Annotated in this window: 13 protein-coding genes; 12 read left to right on the top strand and 1 reads right to left on the bottom strand. The window is 39.2% G+C overall.

Translation table 11 applies throughout. The features are described 5' to 3' along the window. Positions 1 to 16 precede the first annotated feature (16 nt). On the top strand, positions 17 to 1,120 hold the full coding sequence (locus JFU56_RS19205) for a phosphoribosylaminoimidazolesuccinocarboxamide synthase (RefSeq protein WP_198438869.1): 1,104 nt from the start codon (positions 17 to 19) through the stop codon (positions 1,118 to 1,120). A gap of 140 nt (positions 1,121 to 1,260) precedes the next feature. Here the strand turns inward: JFU56_RS19205 and JFU56_RS19200 are convergent, their stop codons facing one another. Then, positions 1,261 to 2,877 carry an NAD(P)/FAD-dependent oxidoreductase gene (locus JFU56_RS19200; RefSeq protein WP_198438868.1) on the bottom strand — a complete coding sequence of 539 codons (1,617 nt, stop codon included), beginning with the start codon at positions 2,875 to 2,877 and terminating at the stop codon, positions 1,261 to 1,263. A 222-nt stretch (positions 2,878 to 3,099) separates the two neighbouring features. Between JFU56_RS19200 and fdxA the strand changes: the two genes are divergently transcribed. From fdxA to JFU56_RS19145, 11 genes are all read left to right on the top strand, one after another. Continuing rightward, positions 3,100 to 3,426, top strand: coding sequence for a ferredoxin FdxA (gene fdxA, locus JFU56_RS19195; protein WP_198438867.1), 327 nt, complete (start codon positions 3,100 to 3,102; stop codon positions 3,424 to 3,426). A 275-nt stretch (positions 3,427 to 3,701) separates the two neighbouring features. Next, positions 3,702 to 5,213 (top strand): L,D-transpeptidase family protein, encoded by a 1,512-nt coding sequence (locus JFU56_RS19190; protein ID WP_198438866.1) that lies wholly within the window; start codon positions 3,702 to 3,704, stop codon positions 5,211 to 5,213. 191 nt (positions 5,214 to 5,404) lie between these two features. Continuing rightward, positions 5,405 to 5,602 carry a Flp family type IVb pilin gene (locus tag JFU56_RS19185; RefSeq protein WP_198438865.1) on the top strand — a complete coding sequence of 66 codons (198 nt, stop codon included), beginning with the start codon at positions 5,405 to 5,407 and terminating at the stop codon, positions 5,600 to 5,602. Between the two features lie 45 nt (positions 5,603 to 5,647). Beyond that, positions 5,648 to 6,199 carry a prepilin peptidase gene (locus tag JFU56_RS19180; protein ID WP_198438864.1) on the top strand — a complete coding sequence of 184 codons (552 nt, stop codon included), beginning with the start codon at positions 5,648 to 5,650 and terminating at the stop codon, positions 6,197 to 6,199. A gap of 36 nt (positions 6,200 to 6,235) precedes the next feature. After that, positions 6,236 to 7,585, top strand: a complete 1,350-nt coding sequence (locus JFU56_RS19175; protein WP_242066032.1) for an AAA family ATPase — start codon at positions 6,236 to 6,238, stop codon at positions 7,583 to 7,585. Positions 7,586 to 7,617: 32 nt separating this feature from the next. Beyond that, complete coding sequence (gene cpaB / locus JFU56_RS19170) at positions 7,618 to 8,439, top strand: Flp pilus assembly protein CpaB (protein ID WP_198438863.1); 822 nt, start codon at positions 7,618 to 7,620, stop codon at positions 8,437 to 8,439. A 26-nt stretch (positions 8,440 to 8,465) separates the two neighbouring features. Then, on the top strand, positions 8,466 to 9,923 hold the full coding sequence (locus JFU56_RS19165) for a type II and III secretion system protein family protein (protein WP_306341625.1): 1,458 nt from the start codon (positions 8,466 to 8,468) through the stop codon (positions 9,921 to 9,923). A gap of 9 nt (positions 9,924 to 9,932) precedes the next feature. Next, positions 9,933 to 10,181, top strand: coding sequence for a hypothetical protein (locus tag JFU56_RS19160; protein WP_198438862.1), 249 nt, complete (start codon positions 9,933 to 9,935; stop codon positions 10,179 to 10,181). Positions 10,182 to 10,189: 8 nt separating this feature from the next. Beyond that, a complete protein-coding gene (locus tag JFU56_RS19155; RefSeq protein WP_198438861.1) occupies positions 10,190 to 11,488 on the top strand; it encodes a TadE/TadG family type IV pilus assembly protein in 1,299 nt (432 codons plus the stop codon). 9 nt (positions 11,489 to 11,497) lie between these two features. Then, entirely contained in the window at positions 11,498 to 11,953 is a 456-nt protein-coding gene (locus JFU56_RS19150) for a TadE/TadG family type IV pilus assembly protein (RefSeq protein ID WP_198438860.1), read from the top strand. Continuing rightward, on the top strand, positions 11,950 to 12,447 hold the full coding sequence (locus JFU56_RS19145) for a TadE/TadG family type IV pilus assembly protein (protein ID WP_198438859.1): 498 nt from the start codon (positions 11,950 to 11,952) through the stop codon (positions 12,445 to 12,447). The genes JFU56_RS19150 and JFU56_RS19145 overlap by 4 nt, the downstream gene beginning before the upstream one ends. Positions 12,448 to 12,476: the final 29 nt, after the last annotated feature.

The following is a 12,476-nucleotide window of genomic DNA, read 5'->3' as shown; positions in this document are numbered from 1 at the left end:
ATAAGGATAGTTAACAATGAGTCTTGCTGATAAAGTATTAGCTGTAAACAATGATTTACCAATCCGTACAGATAAGCCTGTGCACAGTGGTAAAGTACGTTCTGTTTACTGGTTAACTGAAGCCGATAGTCGTCGTCTAATCGAAGAAAAAGGTTATGATGTAGCGGCAGATGCACCACTTGCAATTATGGTTATTAGTGATCGTATTTCTGCTTTTGATTGTATCTGGCACGGTGAAGGCGGCATGCGTGGTGTACCTGGGAAAGGTGCTGCGTTAAACGCAATTTCAAACCATTGGTTTAAGTCTTTCCGTGAAAACGGTTTAGCTGACAGCCATATTCTTGATATTCCTCACCCATTCATTTGGATCGTTCAAAAAGCTAAGCCAGTTATGATTGAAGCGATTTGTCGCCAATACATCACAGGTTCAATGTGGCGTGCTTATAGCCAAGGTGAACGTAATTTCTGTGGTATCGAACTACCAGAGGGTCTTACTAAAGACCAGAAACTACCAGAATTACTTATCACACCGTCTACTAAAGGTATTTTAGAAGGCATCCCAGGTGTACCAGCTGTTGATGATGTTAACATCACACGCGAAAACATTTCTGACAACTACGAAGCATTTAACTTCAAATCGCTTGATGACATTACTTATTACGAAAAACTGTTAAAAGAAGGTTTTGATGTGATCAGTGATGCACTTGCAGGTGTTGATCAAATGTTTGTTGATACTAAATTTGAATTTGGTTATGTAACAGACAGAAAAGGCCAAGACAAGCTCATCTATATGGATGAAGTAGGTACGCCTGATTCATCGCGTATTTGGGATGGTCCAGCATTCCGTGAAGGCAATGTTGTTGAGAATTCTAAAGAAGGTTTCCGCCAGTTATTACTTAACTACTTCCCTGAACCTGACATCTTACTTAACAAAAACAGAATGGATGAGCGTTTAGCACTTGCTGAACATAACGCACTACCAACATCTGTATTGATGTCTATCTCAGAAACATACCTTAATATCGCAGAAAAAATTACAGGTAATAAGATCGTCTTATCTGATAATCCGAAAGCTGAGATCATTGAGATATTACGTAACGATTTCAATCTTATTGATTAATACCTACGTCTATTAAATTATATAGCGTGTATTAAATTGTATATAGATTAAAACATTGCAAAAAAAGGAGAGCTACTTACTATTAAAAAGTAGACTCTCCTTTTTTGTATTCACGATTCACAATCAATCGTCAATCGTAATTAGTCTTCTTTTACCAGCATAGAAAGCGCCATTGCTTCAGCAACCTTGATACCGTCAATACCAGCAGATAAAATGCCACCAGCATAACCAGCACCTTCACCAGCAGGGAATAGACCCTTAGTGCTGATACTTTGGAAGTCACGACCACGTTTAATACTTACTGGTGATGATGTACGTGTTTCAACACCTGTTAATGTTGCATCTTTCGCAGAGAAACCTTTAATTTTCTTTTCAAAAGCAGGGATCGCTTCACGAATAGCAGCTACAGCAAATGGTGGTAGTGTTTTACTCAAGTCTGTAAATTTAAGCCCTGGCTTGTATGATGGAACAACATCACCAAATTCACCCTCACCTTTACCAGAAAGGAAATCACCAACCGTTTGTCCCGGTGCATCGTAATTACTACCTCCGATAACGAACGCGTTTTGTTCCCATTTACGTTGTAGATCGATACCTGCTAATGGGTTACCTGGGTAATCTTCGGGTGTAATACCCACAACAATAGCGCTGTTTGCATTCATTTCGTTACGTGAGTATTGGCTCATGCCGTTTGTTACCAGACAACCTTCTTCAGATGTCGCTGCAACAACGGTTCCGCCAGGACACATACAGAAGCTATATACTGAACGACCATTCTTACAATGATGAACTAATTTGTAATCTGCAGCGCCAAGTAATGGGTTGCCTGCATTTTTACCAAAACGCGCATCGTCAATTGCAGCTTGCTTGTGTTCAATACGGAAACCGATTGAGAAAGGTTTCGCTTCTAGGTAAACACCACGTTTTTGCAGCATTTCAAATGTATCACGAGCACTATGACCAATCGCTAAAGAAACATGATTTGTTTCAATGATTTCGCCACCAGCAAGTTCTACACCCGTGACTTGATCGTTTTCGATAAGAATATCATCAACACGCGCACTAAAACGAATTTCACCGCCAAGTTCAATAATCTCTTTACGCATTGTTTCGATCATAGTCACCAATTTAAATGTACCAATATGTGGTTTACTTAAATACATGATCTCTTCAGGTGCGCCAGCTTTAACAAATTCAGTTAGAATTTTACGAGCATGGAATTTTGGATCTTTCACTTGGCTATAAAGTTTACCATCTGAGAATGTACCCGCACCACCTTCACCAAATTGAACGTTTGATTCTGGATTTAATACGCGTTTACGCCAAAATCCAAAGGTATCCTTAGTTCTTTCACGCACTTCTTTACCACGTTCAAGTACAATTGGACGTAAACCCATTTGCGCTAGGATTAATGCAGTAAATAGACCACAAGGACCAAAGCCAATAACAACAGGACGCTGTTCTATCTCTTCCGTTTTCTCAGCAACGAATTTATATGACATATCAGGTGTTACACGAACATGCTGATCTTTTTCAAATGTAGCAAGTAATGCGTCTTCATTTACACTATCAGCCAATGTAACGTCTAATGTATACATTAGGATAATTACATTACGTTTACGTGCATCATAACCACGACGGAAAACAGTATATTCAATTAATTGTTCAGGTTTAAGTGACAATCTCTCTAAAATATATTCATTAATTGCTTGATCATTATGATCTAACGGAAGTTTTACATCGGTTAAACGTAACATAGAAAATTATCCAAATATGAAAAGGCATCACGCAGTTGGCGCACTAGCTAGTAAACTAAAATCTTAGGGCGGGCATTTTACGTTATTATGAAGAAATATGCATTTTATTATTTGAATCTAGGTTGTTTTCATGCCTGTTTTAGGTTCTAAATGGGATGTTAATTGCTTTTAAAGCCTGCTTACGTATAATGCCTCCACTTTGAAATGTGAGGATCAAGCATCATGGCTTTTGTCGTAACCGAAAATTGTATTAAATGTAAACATGGTGATTGTGTTCCAGTATGCCCAGCAGACGCCTTTCATGAAGGACCAAACTTCTTAGTTATTAATCCAATAGAATGTATTGATTGTGGACTTTGCGAACCAGAATGCCCTGTTAATGCGATATTTCAGGAAGATGAAGTACCAGAAGATCAACAAGTGTTTATCGCAATTAATGCAGAACTCGCAGAACAATGGCCAGTTATCACCGAAAAATGTGAGCCACCAGCAGATGCAGACGATTGGGCTGATGTAGACAACAAACTATTATTATTAGAGCGCGAGTAATAGATCACATAATATTACTCTGTAAGTAGAGAGGCATTCTCTCCCAGATGAAGCCTCACTTACAAACTTGCAATCACTTAAGTAACTCCTATTCAACTCCGACTGACTTAATTAACTCTCGTTTAATTCATGATGACTTAATCACCAGCAAGTTCACTTCCCATCATTTTAAAATTGTTAACGTAATCCCTCCCCTCCTAAAATAGATTCACATCTACACTTAAAAGATTAACTAATATTTAGTCCTATTTAAAAAGTAATCTAAGGATAGACTGATGCGTAATGAGCGACATTCACGAACGAAATTAATATTCAACACACTGGCCATTACATTAATTGTTATCTCTTTCCATAAAAACACTTATGCAAGCAATTCAAACAGTATCAAACCAATAAAGACGATTTCTTCCCCCCTGCCAGATCAACATATATACACAGAGCTACAAAGTATCAATAAAGGTAAGTTATTATTTTTTGATGCGCATCGAATTAATCTATCAGGCCTTACATTATTAAGTTTATTAGCTGACCTAGGCATTAGAGAACACCCTAAGCTCACTCGCCATGAATTGAGTAACATGGAAGCAACAGACAAAGCACTTAGCCTTGAGTTGTATTACATAGCCTCGCAATCACAGGGGAATCAATTAAGTTCGGTAGCAAATAACCCCGCTGATTTTAAAGCCGCGATTAAAAACGATACGCTGCCAGCCTATATTGACTCAGCAATGCCACAATTTAACGCGGTGATACGTTTAAGGCAGGCGATTAACAAATACAGACACATCAAGGATATTGACTGGCCGCCGCTCACGGATACATTTAACCCACGGCTAGGCCAAGCGCATAGAGAAGTTAGGATACTCAGACATAAGTTAGTTACATTGAATGACTTGAAAACAGGTTCGACATCAAAGCATAGGTTAAACATATTTGATCAGAGCATCATGAACGGTATAAAGCATTTTCAGCGCCGTCATGGGTTAAAGCCGTCCGGGAAACTTGATATACACACAACGGATGCATTAAACCAAAGCATAGCAACGCGTATCAACAAGCTCCAAGTTAACTTATGGCGTTGGCTTTCTTTACCGCGAACTCCGCCAAGTAAGTACATTATGGTCAATATACCCGGATTTGATTTAATGCTCGTAGATAAGGGTAAGTCTGTTTTGAAAATGAAAGTCATTGTTGGCAAACCGAGTAACCAAACGCCAGTCATGATCACAGAGGTCAATTCCGTCACCCTCAATCCCACATGGACACCTACGCGTAACATAATCAATAACGAGCTCTTACCTTTGCACAGCAAGAATAGCACTGCGCTAAAAAATCTTAATTTCCACTTAGCCAAGGGTTATGGTGCTAATACAGTGTACCAAGAGATACCTGTGAACTTGCAAGATATGTTAGGACAATACCGCTTAGTTCAACGAGCTGGCAATAATAACGCTTTAGGCAAGGTGCGGTTTAATATTAAAAATAACAACGCTATCTTCTTACATGACACACCCACTAAGCACTTGTTTAATCGATACAATAGAGCGCTTAGCCATGGCTGTATTCGCCTGCAAGAACCAAACAATTTACTCACTAGCTTACTTATCAATCACGATAACAATAAATCTGAAACTACACACGTAAGGCTTGCTAGAACACTGCCCGTCTTTATCACTTATCAAACAACATGGGTTGACCACTTAGGGAGAATCAACTTTCGCAACGACCTCTACAAAAAAGACGCCCATAACACCCAATACACGCTTAGCAAACCAACAAAGAATTAACAAGTTGATATATATTTAACAAGTTGATACATATTTAACAAATTAATACAATAAAAAATAGCCAATAATCAGATAGTGCTCTACTTTTATGTATATGCTTCTAAAGCAAGGAGCATTAAGAAGTAAAACTAATAAAATCAATGTATTAATCTATATTTGTGTATTTAAAGCAATTTATTGGAGTACTAAAAATGAATAAATTATCAATGTTTATCCAAGATTTTATCGAAGACGAAAGTGGTCTAACTGCGGTTGAGTATGCTGTAGCTGGTGGTTTAGTTGTTGGTGCCCTTGTAACTGCTTTCACTGATTTAGGTGGTGCGGCTTCAGATCGACTTGACTCGTTAACCACTGCAATAGGTGGAACGCCTACAGTTGTTGTTCCTTAGGAAGTGTAAGCACACCAACACATGATACTCAACCGTGGTGATATTATGGACGATAATACGTTGTTAATAAATGTTACAGCATCAATTATAATGCTAAGTATTGCCTTATATTTTGACCTACGTTATCAACGTATTCCTAACAAGTTATGTCTAATAACGTTATTGTTAGGGTTAATAATCAACACTACATTTAATGGTCTATTCGGATTGGGTCAATCATTATCAGGCGCAGCGTTAGCACTTGTTGTTTTACTTCCAGCCTTCGCCTTCCGCCTTCTTGGTGCTGGCGATGTCAAAATAATGATCGCTATAGGCGCCCTTTCAGGCCCACTCATCATTATTTGGTCCATTGCATATGCGATAGTTTTTGGCGTCTTTACAAGTATATTAATCGCAATAAAAACCGTTGGGTTTAATGGTGTTAAGCTAGCTATATCTCGTTATACAGATTGCATTTACACCCGTACATATTTTAAACCCGAACCAGGTGATATGGGTGCGGTGCAAGTACCTTATGCACCGGCGTTAATGCTCGGTTGGTTACTCGCCTGCTATTTAGACCCCAGCATTAATCGCTTACTAAACTCTTTTGTATAAAAACGACTCATCTGTTTAAATCACATAGGCATTGCCATGACCGCAATATCCGCAGATACGAACAATAACCAAAATATTTCAACCTCGATAGAGTGTGCCAACTTATTATCACTCACTCCTGATAAATTAGCTCGACGTCCAACGACAATTGAGGAGACAGGTCTTTCGACCCAACTGCTTATCCAGTTGTTAATAAAACATATACAAGAATTGAATATAGCCACGATTAGAGATTTGTCGGCCGCATTAGCATTGAGTGGTGGGATAGTACAATCGTTAATGGATATAGCTAAAGATTTATCTTGGATAGAAAACAAGCAAAGTGCCAGCAATGGTCAAATGCGTTATGCATTATCTGGCATTGGTGAAAAAGAAGCTGAATTAGCATTTTCTCATAACGGCTATGTAGGGCCTGCACCTGTACCATTAATACAATACGTTAGTGTTGTCACCCAGCAAACCAGTAGACATACCCAAATAACAAAACAACGTATGAACGCAACATTTAAAGATTTAATGTTTTCTGAGGAATTAACCAGCGCAATAGGTCCAGCATTAAACTCAACAAAACCGATATTGATATATGGCAAACCAGGTGTAGGTAAAAGCTACCTCTGTCGTAATTTAAATAAATTATTTAAGGATGATGTGCTAATACCATCGGCGATTGAAATAAACAATAACATAATTCAAGTTTATGACCCTCAAGTACACGACCTTGCTGACTGTACATCGAGCGAGGATTCAGAAACGCTGTTTAATCTAGATCAAGGCCATGACCCGCGTTGGTATTTATGTCATCGTCCCTTACTGGTAACTGGCGGTGAACTGACAGAATCAATGCTAGAAGTAAATTTCGACCCGACGAGTAAAACCTACAAAGCCCCTTTGCAGATGAAAGCCAATAACGGCATCTTATTGCTCGATGATCTTGGCAGGCAAAAGATTACGCCAGTGGAATTATTCAACCGATGGATTATTCCATTAGAAGAACGCAGAGACTTTTTGTTTTTACCTAACGGCGTCCATTTTGAAATACCATTTGAGCTTATATTATTATTCTCAACCAATTTAGAACCAGCAGCCCTTGTTGATGAGGCCTTCTTACGTCGTCTTGGTTATAAAATTGAGTTCAACCCACTTACACTAAGTAATTATCAAACGTTGTGGTTTAACGTTTGCGCTGACCTCAAATTATCCTGTACAACTGAAACATTCAATTATCTGATTAATACCCATCACTTGGTAACAAAGAAGCCGTTCCTGCCCTGCTTTCCCAGTGATTTATTGAGTATTGTCAGCGATCAAATCAAGTTTAACGAACTTGATCCTGAAGTTGATAACCAATTGATCGATACGGCTTGGAAACATTATTTTGTTAGTTAAATCCACTAATCTATCAGATAGGTAGGTACCAAATGAATAAAAAAACACTACTCTCTATCTTGTTATCTGCCGTATTTGGTATTGGTGCAATAATGGTTGCACGTAACTGGTTAGAAATTAATAAACCGGAAGCAGCAGAAAATGAAGTCTATGTCGCAATTGCAACAATGGATTTAAGCATAGGAACACAAATTGATTCAAAGCACATCATACTCAAGGCACTTCCTAAGTCACTCTCAACTGAAAGTACCATTGAAAACCCAGAAGATATATTCGGTATGATCGCGAAAGATCCAATATACAGAGGTGACCTGATTCGCAAAGAACGCTTATTTGTCAAAGGTGAAGGCAGTACATTAGCCAGTTTAATTACTGCCAATATGCGTGCTATCACCATTCGTGTAAATGACGTTGTCGGTGTAGCAGGGTTTCTCTTACCTGGTAACAGAGTCGATATTCTCAGCACGATGGAAAGTAACGGTAAAATCACGACTGAAGTTGTTCTCGCAAATATCAAGATTTTAGCGATTGATCAACGTGCGGCACAAAGTGAAAATACACCACAATTAGTCAGAGCAGTTACCGTCGAAGTTGGCTTAGAACAGGCTGAGTCACTGCTAACAGCAAAAAGCCAAGGCAGTTTACAATTAGCACTCCGCAATCCAATCGATAATCATACTGCAGTAAACACCAACAACAGTAGCGATCCCGAGTTAGCCACACAACCTATCGATACAGTCATTAAACCAATAAAAAAAATACAACCCCTTCGAGTACGTAGTAAGCAATCGAATAATCGAAAAGTTGAAATCATCCGTGGAACGGCGCAAGAGTCCGTTCAACTTAAGATCTAATGATAAGCCCTAGATAGGTGACGAATATGATGGTATTTCTTCAAGTTATAAATTTATATTGTAAACGGTTAAAGTGTCTTTCATTATTTCTAGTATTTTGTCTCTCTACAAGCACCTCTTTTGCAGGCGGACCAACTGCGTTAGATGATGATAGTGTTAAAATTCCTATTTTCAAATCTAAAAATTTAAACATGAAACAACCAATACATCGTGTTTCTGTTGGTAACCCCGCTATAGCAGATATATTAATACTGCGTAGTAGCGAGCTGTACATTGTCGGCAAACAACTTGGTACAACTAACGTCATGATTTGGGATGAAAAGGACAATTTAGTTGAGGTAATGAATTTAGAAGTCACGCATGATCTAAACAGCCTAAGAAAACGCTTACATCAATTTTTACCTAATGAAGAAATAGGTGTGCAGACATCCCAAGGACAACTACTCGTGAGTGGCCAGTCTACTTCATTATCAAAAATGAATACCGCAATTAAGCTCGCACAGGGGTATGCCACAGCAGCAACCACAACTAAAAACAAAAGTGTTGTTATTAATATGATATCGATTGGCGGTGGACAACAAGTCATGCTTGAAGTAACCGTTGCAGAAGTCAGCACCGAAGTAGCACGTAATTTAGACGCAAATACTTTATTAGCATTTACCGGCTCGGACTTCACAGGCGGCGCAATCTCAGGTAATTCAGCTATCTTTCCTTCTATAGATTCCGGTATATTCGCCAGCTATTTAACTGGTGATATGCTATTTAACTTCACCTTGGATATTGCTAAAAGTAACGGTCTAGCAAAAATATTAGCAGAACCTAATATCACGGCATTAAGTGGTCAAAAGGCGGAGTTTTTATCTGGTGGTGAATTCCCAATTCCAGTACCAAGTGAAGATGGTACTACGATTGAGTATAGAGATTTCGGTGTCGGAGTAAGCTTCGTCCCTACTATTCTTGACTCTGGAAAAATTAACCTTAGCTTGAAAGTGCTTGTAAGTGAAATTAGTAACGTCAATAGTTTAGGTGTCTCACCAATTGGGTCGTCTGCGACAATTATAGTTCCTTCCTTAGTTAAACGTTCAGCAGAAACTACCATTGAACTTGCTGATGGTCAGTCAATCGCAATTGGCGGATTACTCAGTGACAACTTGAGAGACTCGGTATCTAAAGTACCTGGTTTAGGCGACATCCCAATTCTTGGCCAATTGTTTAGTAGTCATGAATATATTAGTGGCCAAACGGAGCTAGTCATCATGGTTACACCAAGGTTAGTACGTCCGTTTAATAAAGAAGGTGTGCCTTTGCCTACCGATGGTTTTGTTCCTGTATCTGACATGGAATTCTACTTACTTGGGAAAATGACCGATCAAGAAAGCGCTAAAAATAGCACATCTCCGAATGAAAAAGATGACTCCAATAGTTCAGCTATCACACCGAATACAGGTGGTACAGAAGAACAGTATGGTCATCAGTTAAATTAAGGAAATAGCATGAAACACATTAGCCTTATACTTTTATTAACACCATTATTTGTCGCGTGTAACCAGATACCTGACTATCAATTATCTGCATCGACATTGCACATTAAAGAACTTCAGATATTAGATCCACAAGCCCCTGTTTCAAATGACGGCATTGTGAATGGTATATCTGGTATTTATGGCGAAAATATCATTAAGAGCTACCACCAAACTACGTATGACGCTAAGACAGCTCGTGACATAGAACAGGCGGAATAGGTGTGAATATGATAGCTAATCGACATTTCAATAATCGTTATAAGCAACATGGCAATATATTAATCATGTTCACGGTTAGTTTATTTGCATTAGTAATTTTGGCCGCGTTAGTGCTTGATGGGGGTCATATGTTATTAAACAAAGGTAAGATACAAAACCTTGTTGATAGCGCGGCTCTACATGCAGCGAAAGAAGTTGGAGATAGCGCAACCCAAGATGAAGCGAGACTCGCCGTAGTAGACATACTCAGGCTTAATTTAGCGCATTCAGACCAACATGAACTACTCACTGAGATTGATATCAGTAACGGGAACATCAATATAACAAGTAATTCGATTACGAATCAGCTTCAAGTTGAATTTTCATTACGACCAGATCCATTTGTTTCAAGTACAAGTTCAGACGCTAAATATGTCATGGTGACTTTATCTCAAGTGGTACTTAACAACTTTTTAGCCCAAGCGGTAAGCTTTAACAAGGAAATATCGGCAACAGCCATGGCAGGTCCAAGTACACACCTCGAGGACTGCTTTGATGACCTCGTGCCATTAGTTGTATGCGCAGACGATCCAGCCGATGCTAATTACGGATTCACCCAAGGTGACTTGCATGTAATGAAGATGGGGTCTACAGGTTCATCTCCTATTGGTCCGGGTAATTTCCAACTCATTCGTTTAGATGGCGCCAGTGGTGCTAATGATATAAAAAAAGCATTGGCTGGAGAAGTCGACGGTGAGTCTTGCTTTTCTTTAGGTGAAAATAATGGCTCAGTTCCAACAGAACCAGGCAATAAAGTAGGTCCAGTATCTGACGGACTAAATACACGAATGGGCCAATGGCCCAATGGAAATCAACTCAATGAAGATGACCACCCTAGAGATGTTGATACCTGCGAAGGACCTCATATTGAATTAGACGTCGCAGGTACAGGCCTCGAGACCGATGCTTTGGACAAACGCTATAGCTATGAAACTTATAGTGAAAACAACAGCTTTTGTCATAGTCCAGCTACTGGCATGGGAGGATCTATAAACGATAGCAGTCCCGCTCTCACAGATAGAAGAGTACTAAATGTCGTCATTGGCAGTTGCACGGGGGAAACAAACGGCCAGAACGATTTAGATTATTTAGGGGTCGCCTGCTTTTTCTTGACTCAAACAACAGAGCATACCGGACCAGGGTCATATGTAGTCGGTGAATTTATCGAAAATTGTGCCGCAGAAGGAGCCCCCTCAGGAGACCCTGTTGATGAGGACGGTTTATTCAAATACGTTTTATATCATGTTAATGGCAGCACAGACTCGTAAAGGTGCACTATGAAAACGCTCATCAAACATAAAAAGCAACAAACCGGGCTAGCTACCGTTGAGTTCACCATCATCGTGCCTTTTTTATTACTCTTCATTTTTGCGACGGCAGAATTTGGGCGCTTACTGTATCAATACACAGCCCTAAATAACACTATCCGAAACGCCAATCGTTATTTAATGACCAATGCGAGGCTCGCTACTGGGATTGTGTCTGTCTCACCTGAGGTTGAAGCTGATATCGAAAAACTCATTACTTATGGTGATCTAACCTCAACGACAGAGCTATTACCTAACTTATCAGCCAGTGTTATAACAATTACAACAAGCGGAGACTTCGTTACACTCAATGTCTCCTATCCTTGGCAGCCGATCTTTGCAACTTCGCTTTCAACATTTGGGTTTGGCAACGATATTGATTTAAGTTTCCCATTAATTTCAACTTATACAATGAGGGCTTTATGAATACCAAACAATATGCCCAACATAAGAAATTTAGCACTCAACGTGGTATATATGCTGTTGAATTCGCGATAGTCGGCAGTTTATTTTTTCTATTACTATTTGCAGTTTTAGAAGTAGCGCGCTTATTTTTCACTTGGAATGTGCTCACTGAAGTCACTAGGCGAAGCGCTAGATTAGCTGTCGTGTGTGATTTAGACCAAGCTAATATTGCCTCTCATACGGACATGATGAATGCAGCACTATTTAATAATAACCCGCTTATAACAAACTTAACTGCAGAAAATATACAAGTTGAATATCTTGGCGTAACAGGTCTACCCGTAACAACTTTCAGTACCATTCGTTATGTAAGAGCAAATATAATTAATTATCAGCATCAATTATTAATTCCAGGTCTATCCTTTACATTAAGCTCTCCCACTTTTTCAACCACATTACCCCGAGAAAGCCTTGGAGTTACAAGATTCGGATTGACTCAATGTAGTCCTGTTTAAACTTAACTTAATTAACTCACCTAAGTTGT

Origin of the sequence: Moritella sp. F3 (genome assembly GCF_015082335.1) — a bacterium.
In the GTDB taxonomy this organism is placed as follows: domain Bacteria; phylum Pseudomonadota; class Gammaproteobacteria; order Enterobacterales; family Moritellaceae; genus Moritella.
The sequence above is the reverse complement of the archived record's forward strand: the minus strand, read 5'-3'. Positions and strand labels throughout refer to the sequence as shown.

Coding starts and splice junctions, on each gene's coding strand:
- JFU56_RS19205 (WP_198438869.1), top strand. CDS start 17: ATGAGTCTTGCTGATAAAGTATTAGCTGTAAACAATGATTTACCAATC.
- JFU56_RS19200 (WP_198438868.1), bottom strand. CDS start 2,877: ATGTTACGTTTAACCGATGTAAAACTTCCGTTAGATCATAATGATCAA.
- fdxA (WP_198438867.1), top strand. CDS start 3,100: ATGGCTTTTGTCGTAACCGAAAATTGTATTAAATGTAAACATGGTGAT.
- JFU56_RS19190 (WP_198438866.1), top strand. CDS start 3,702: ATGCGTAATGAGCGACATTCACGAACGAAATTAATATTCAACACACTG.
- JFU56_RS19185 (WP_198438865.1), top strand. CDS start 5,405: ATGAATAAATTATCAATGTTTATCCAAGATTTTATCGAAGACGAAAGT.
- JFU56_RS19180 (WP_198438864.1), top strand. CDS start 5,648: ATGGACGATAATACGTTGTTAATAAATGTTACAGCATCAATTATAATG.
- JFU56_RS19175 (WP_242066032.1), top strand. CDS start 6,236: ATGACCGCAATATCCGCAGATACGAACAATAACCAAAATATTTCAACC.
- cpaB (WP_198438863.1), top strand. CDS start 7,618: ATGAATAAAAAAACACTACTCTCTATCTTGTTATCTGCCGTATTTGGT.
- JFU56_RS19165 (WP_306341625.1), top strand. CDS start 8,466: ATGATGGTATTTCTTCAAGTTATAAATTTATATTGTAAACGGTTAAAG.
- JFU56_RS19160 (WP_198438862.1), top strand. CDS start 9,933: ATGAAACACATTAGCCTTATACTTTTATTAACACCATTATTTGTCGCG.
- JFU56_RS19155 (WP_198438861.1), top strand. CDS start 10,190: ATGATAGCTAATCGACATTTCAATAATCGTTATAAGCAACATGGCAAT.
- JFU56_RS19150 (WP_198438860.1), top strand. CDS start 11,498: ATGAAAACGCTCATCAAACATAAAAAGCAACAAACCGGGCTAGCTACC.
- JFU56_RS19145 (WP_198438859.1), top strand. CDS start 11,950: ATGAATACCAAACAATATGCCCAACATAAGAAATTTAGCACTCAACGT.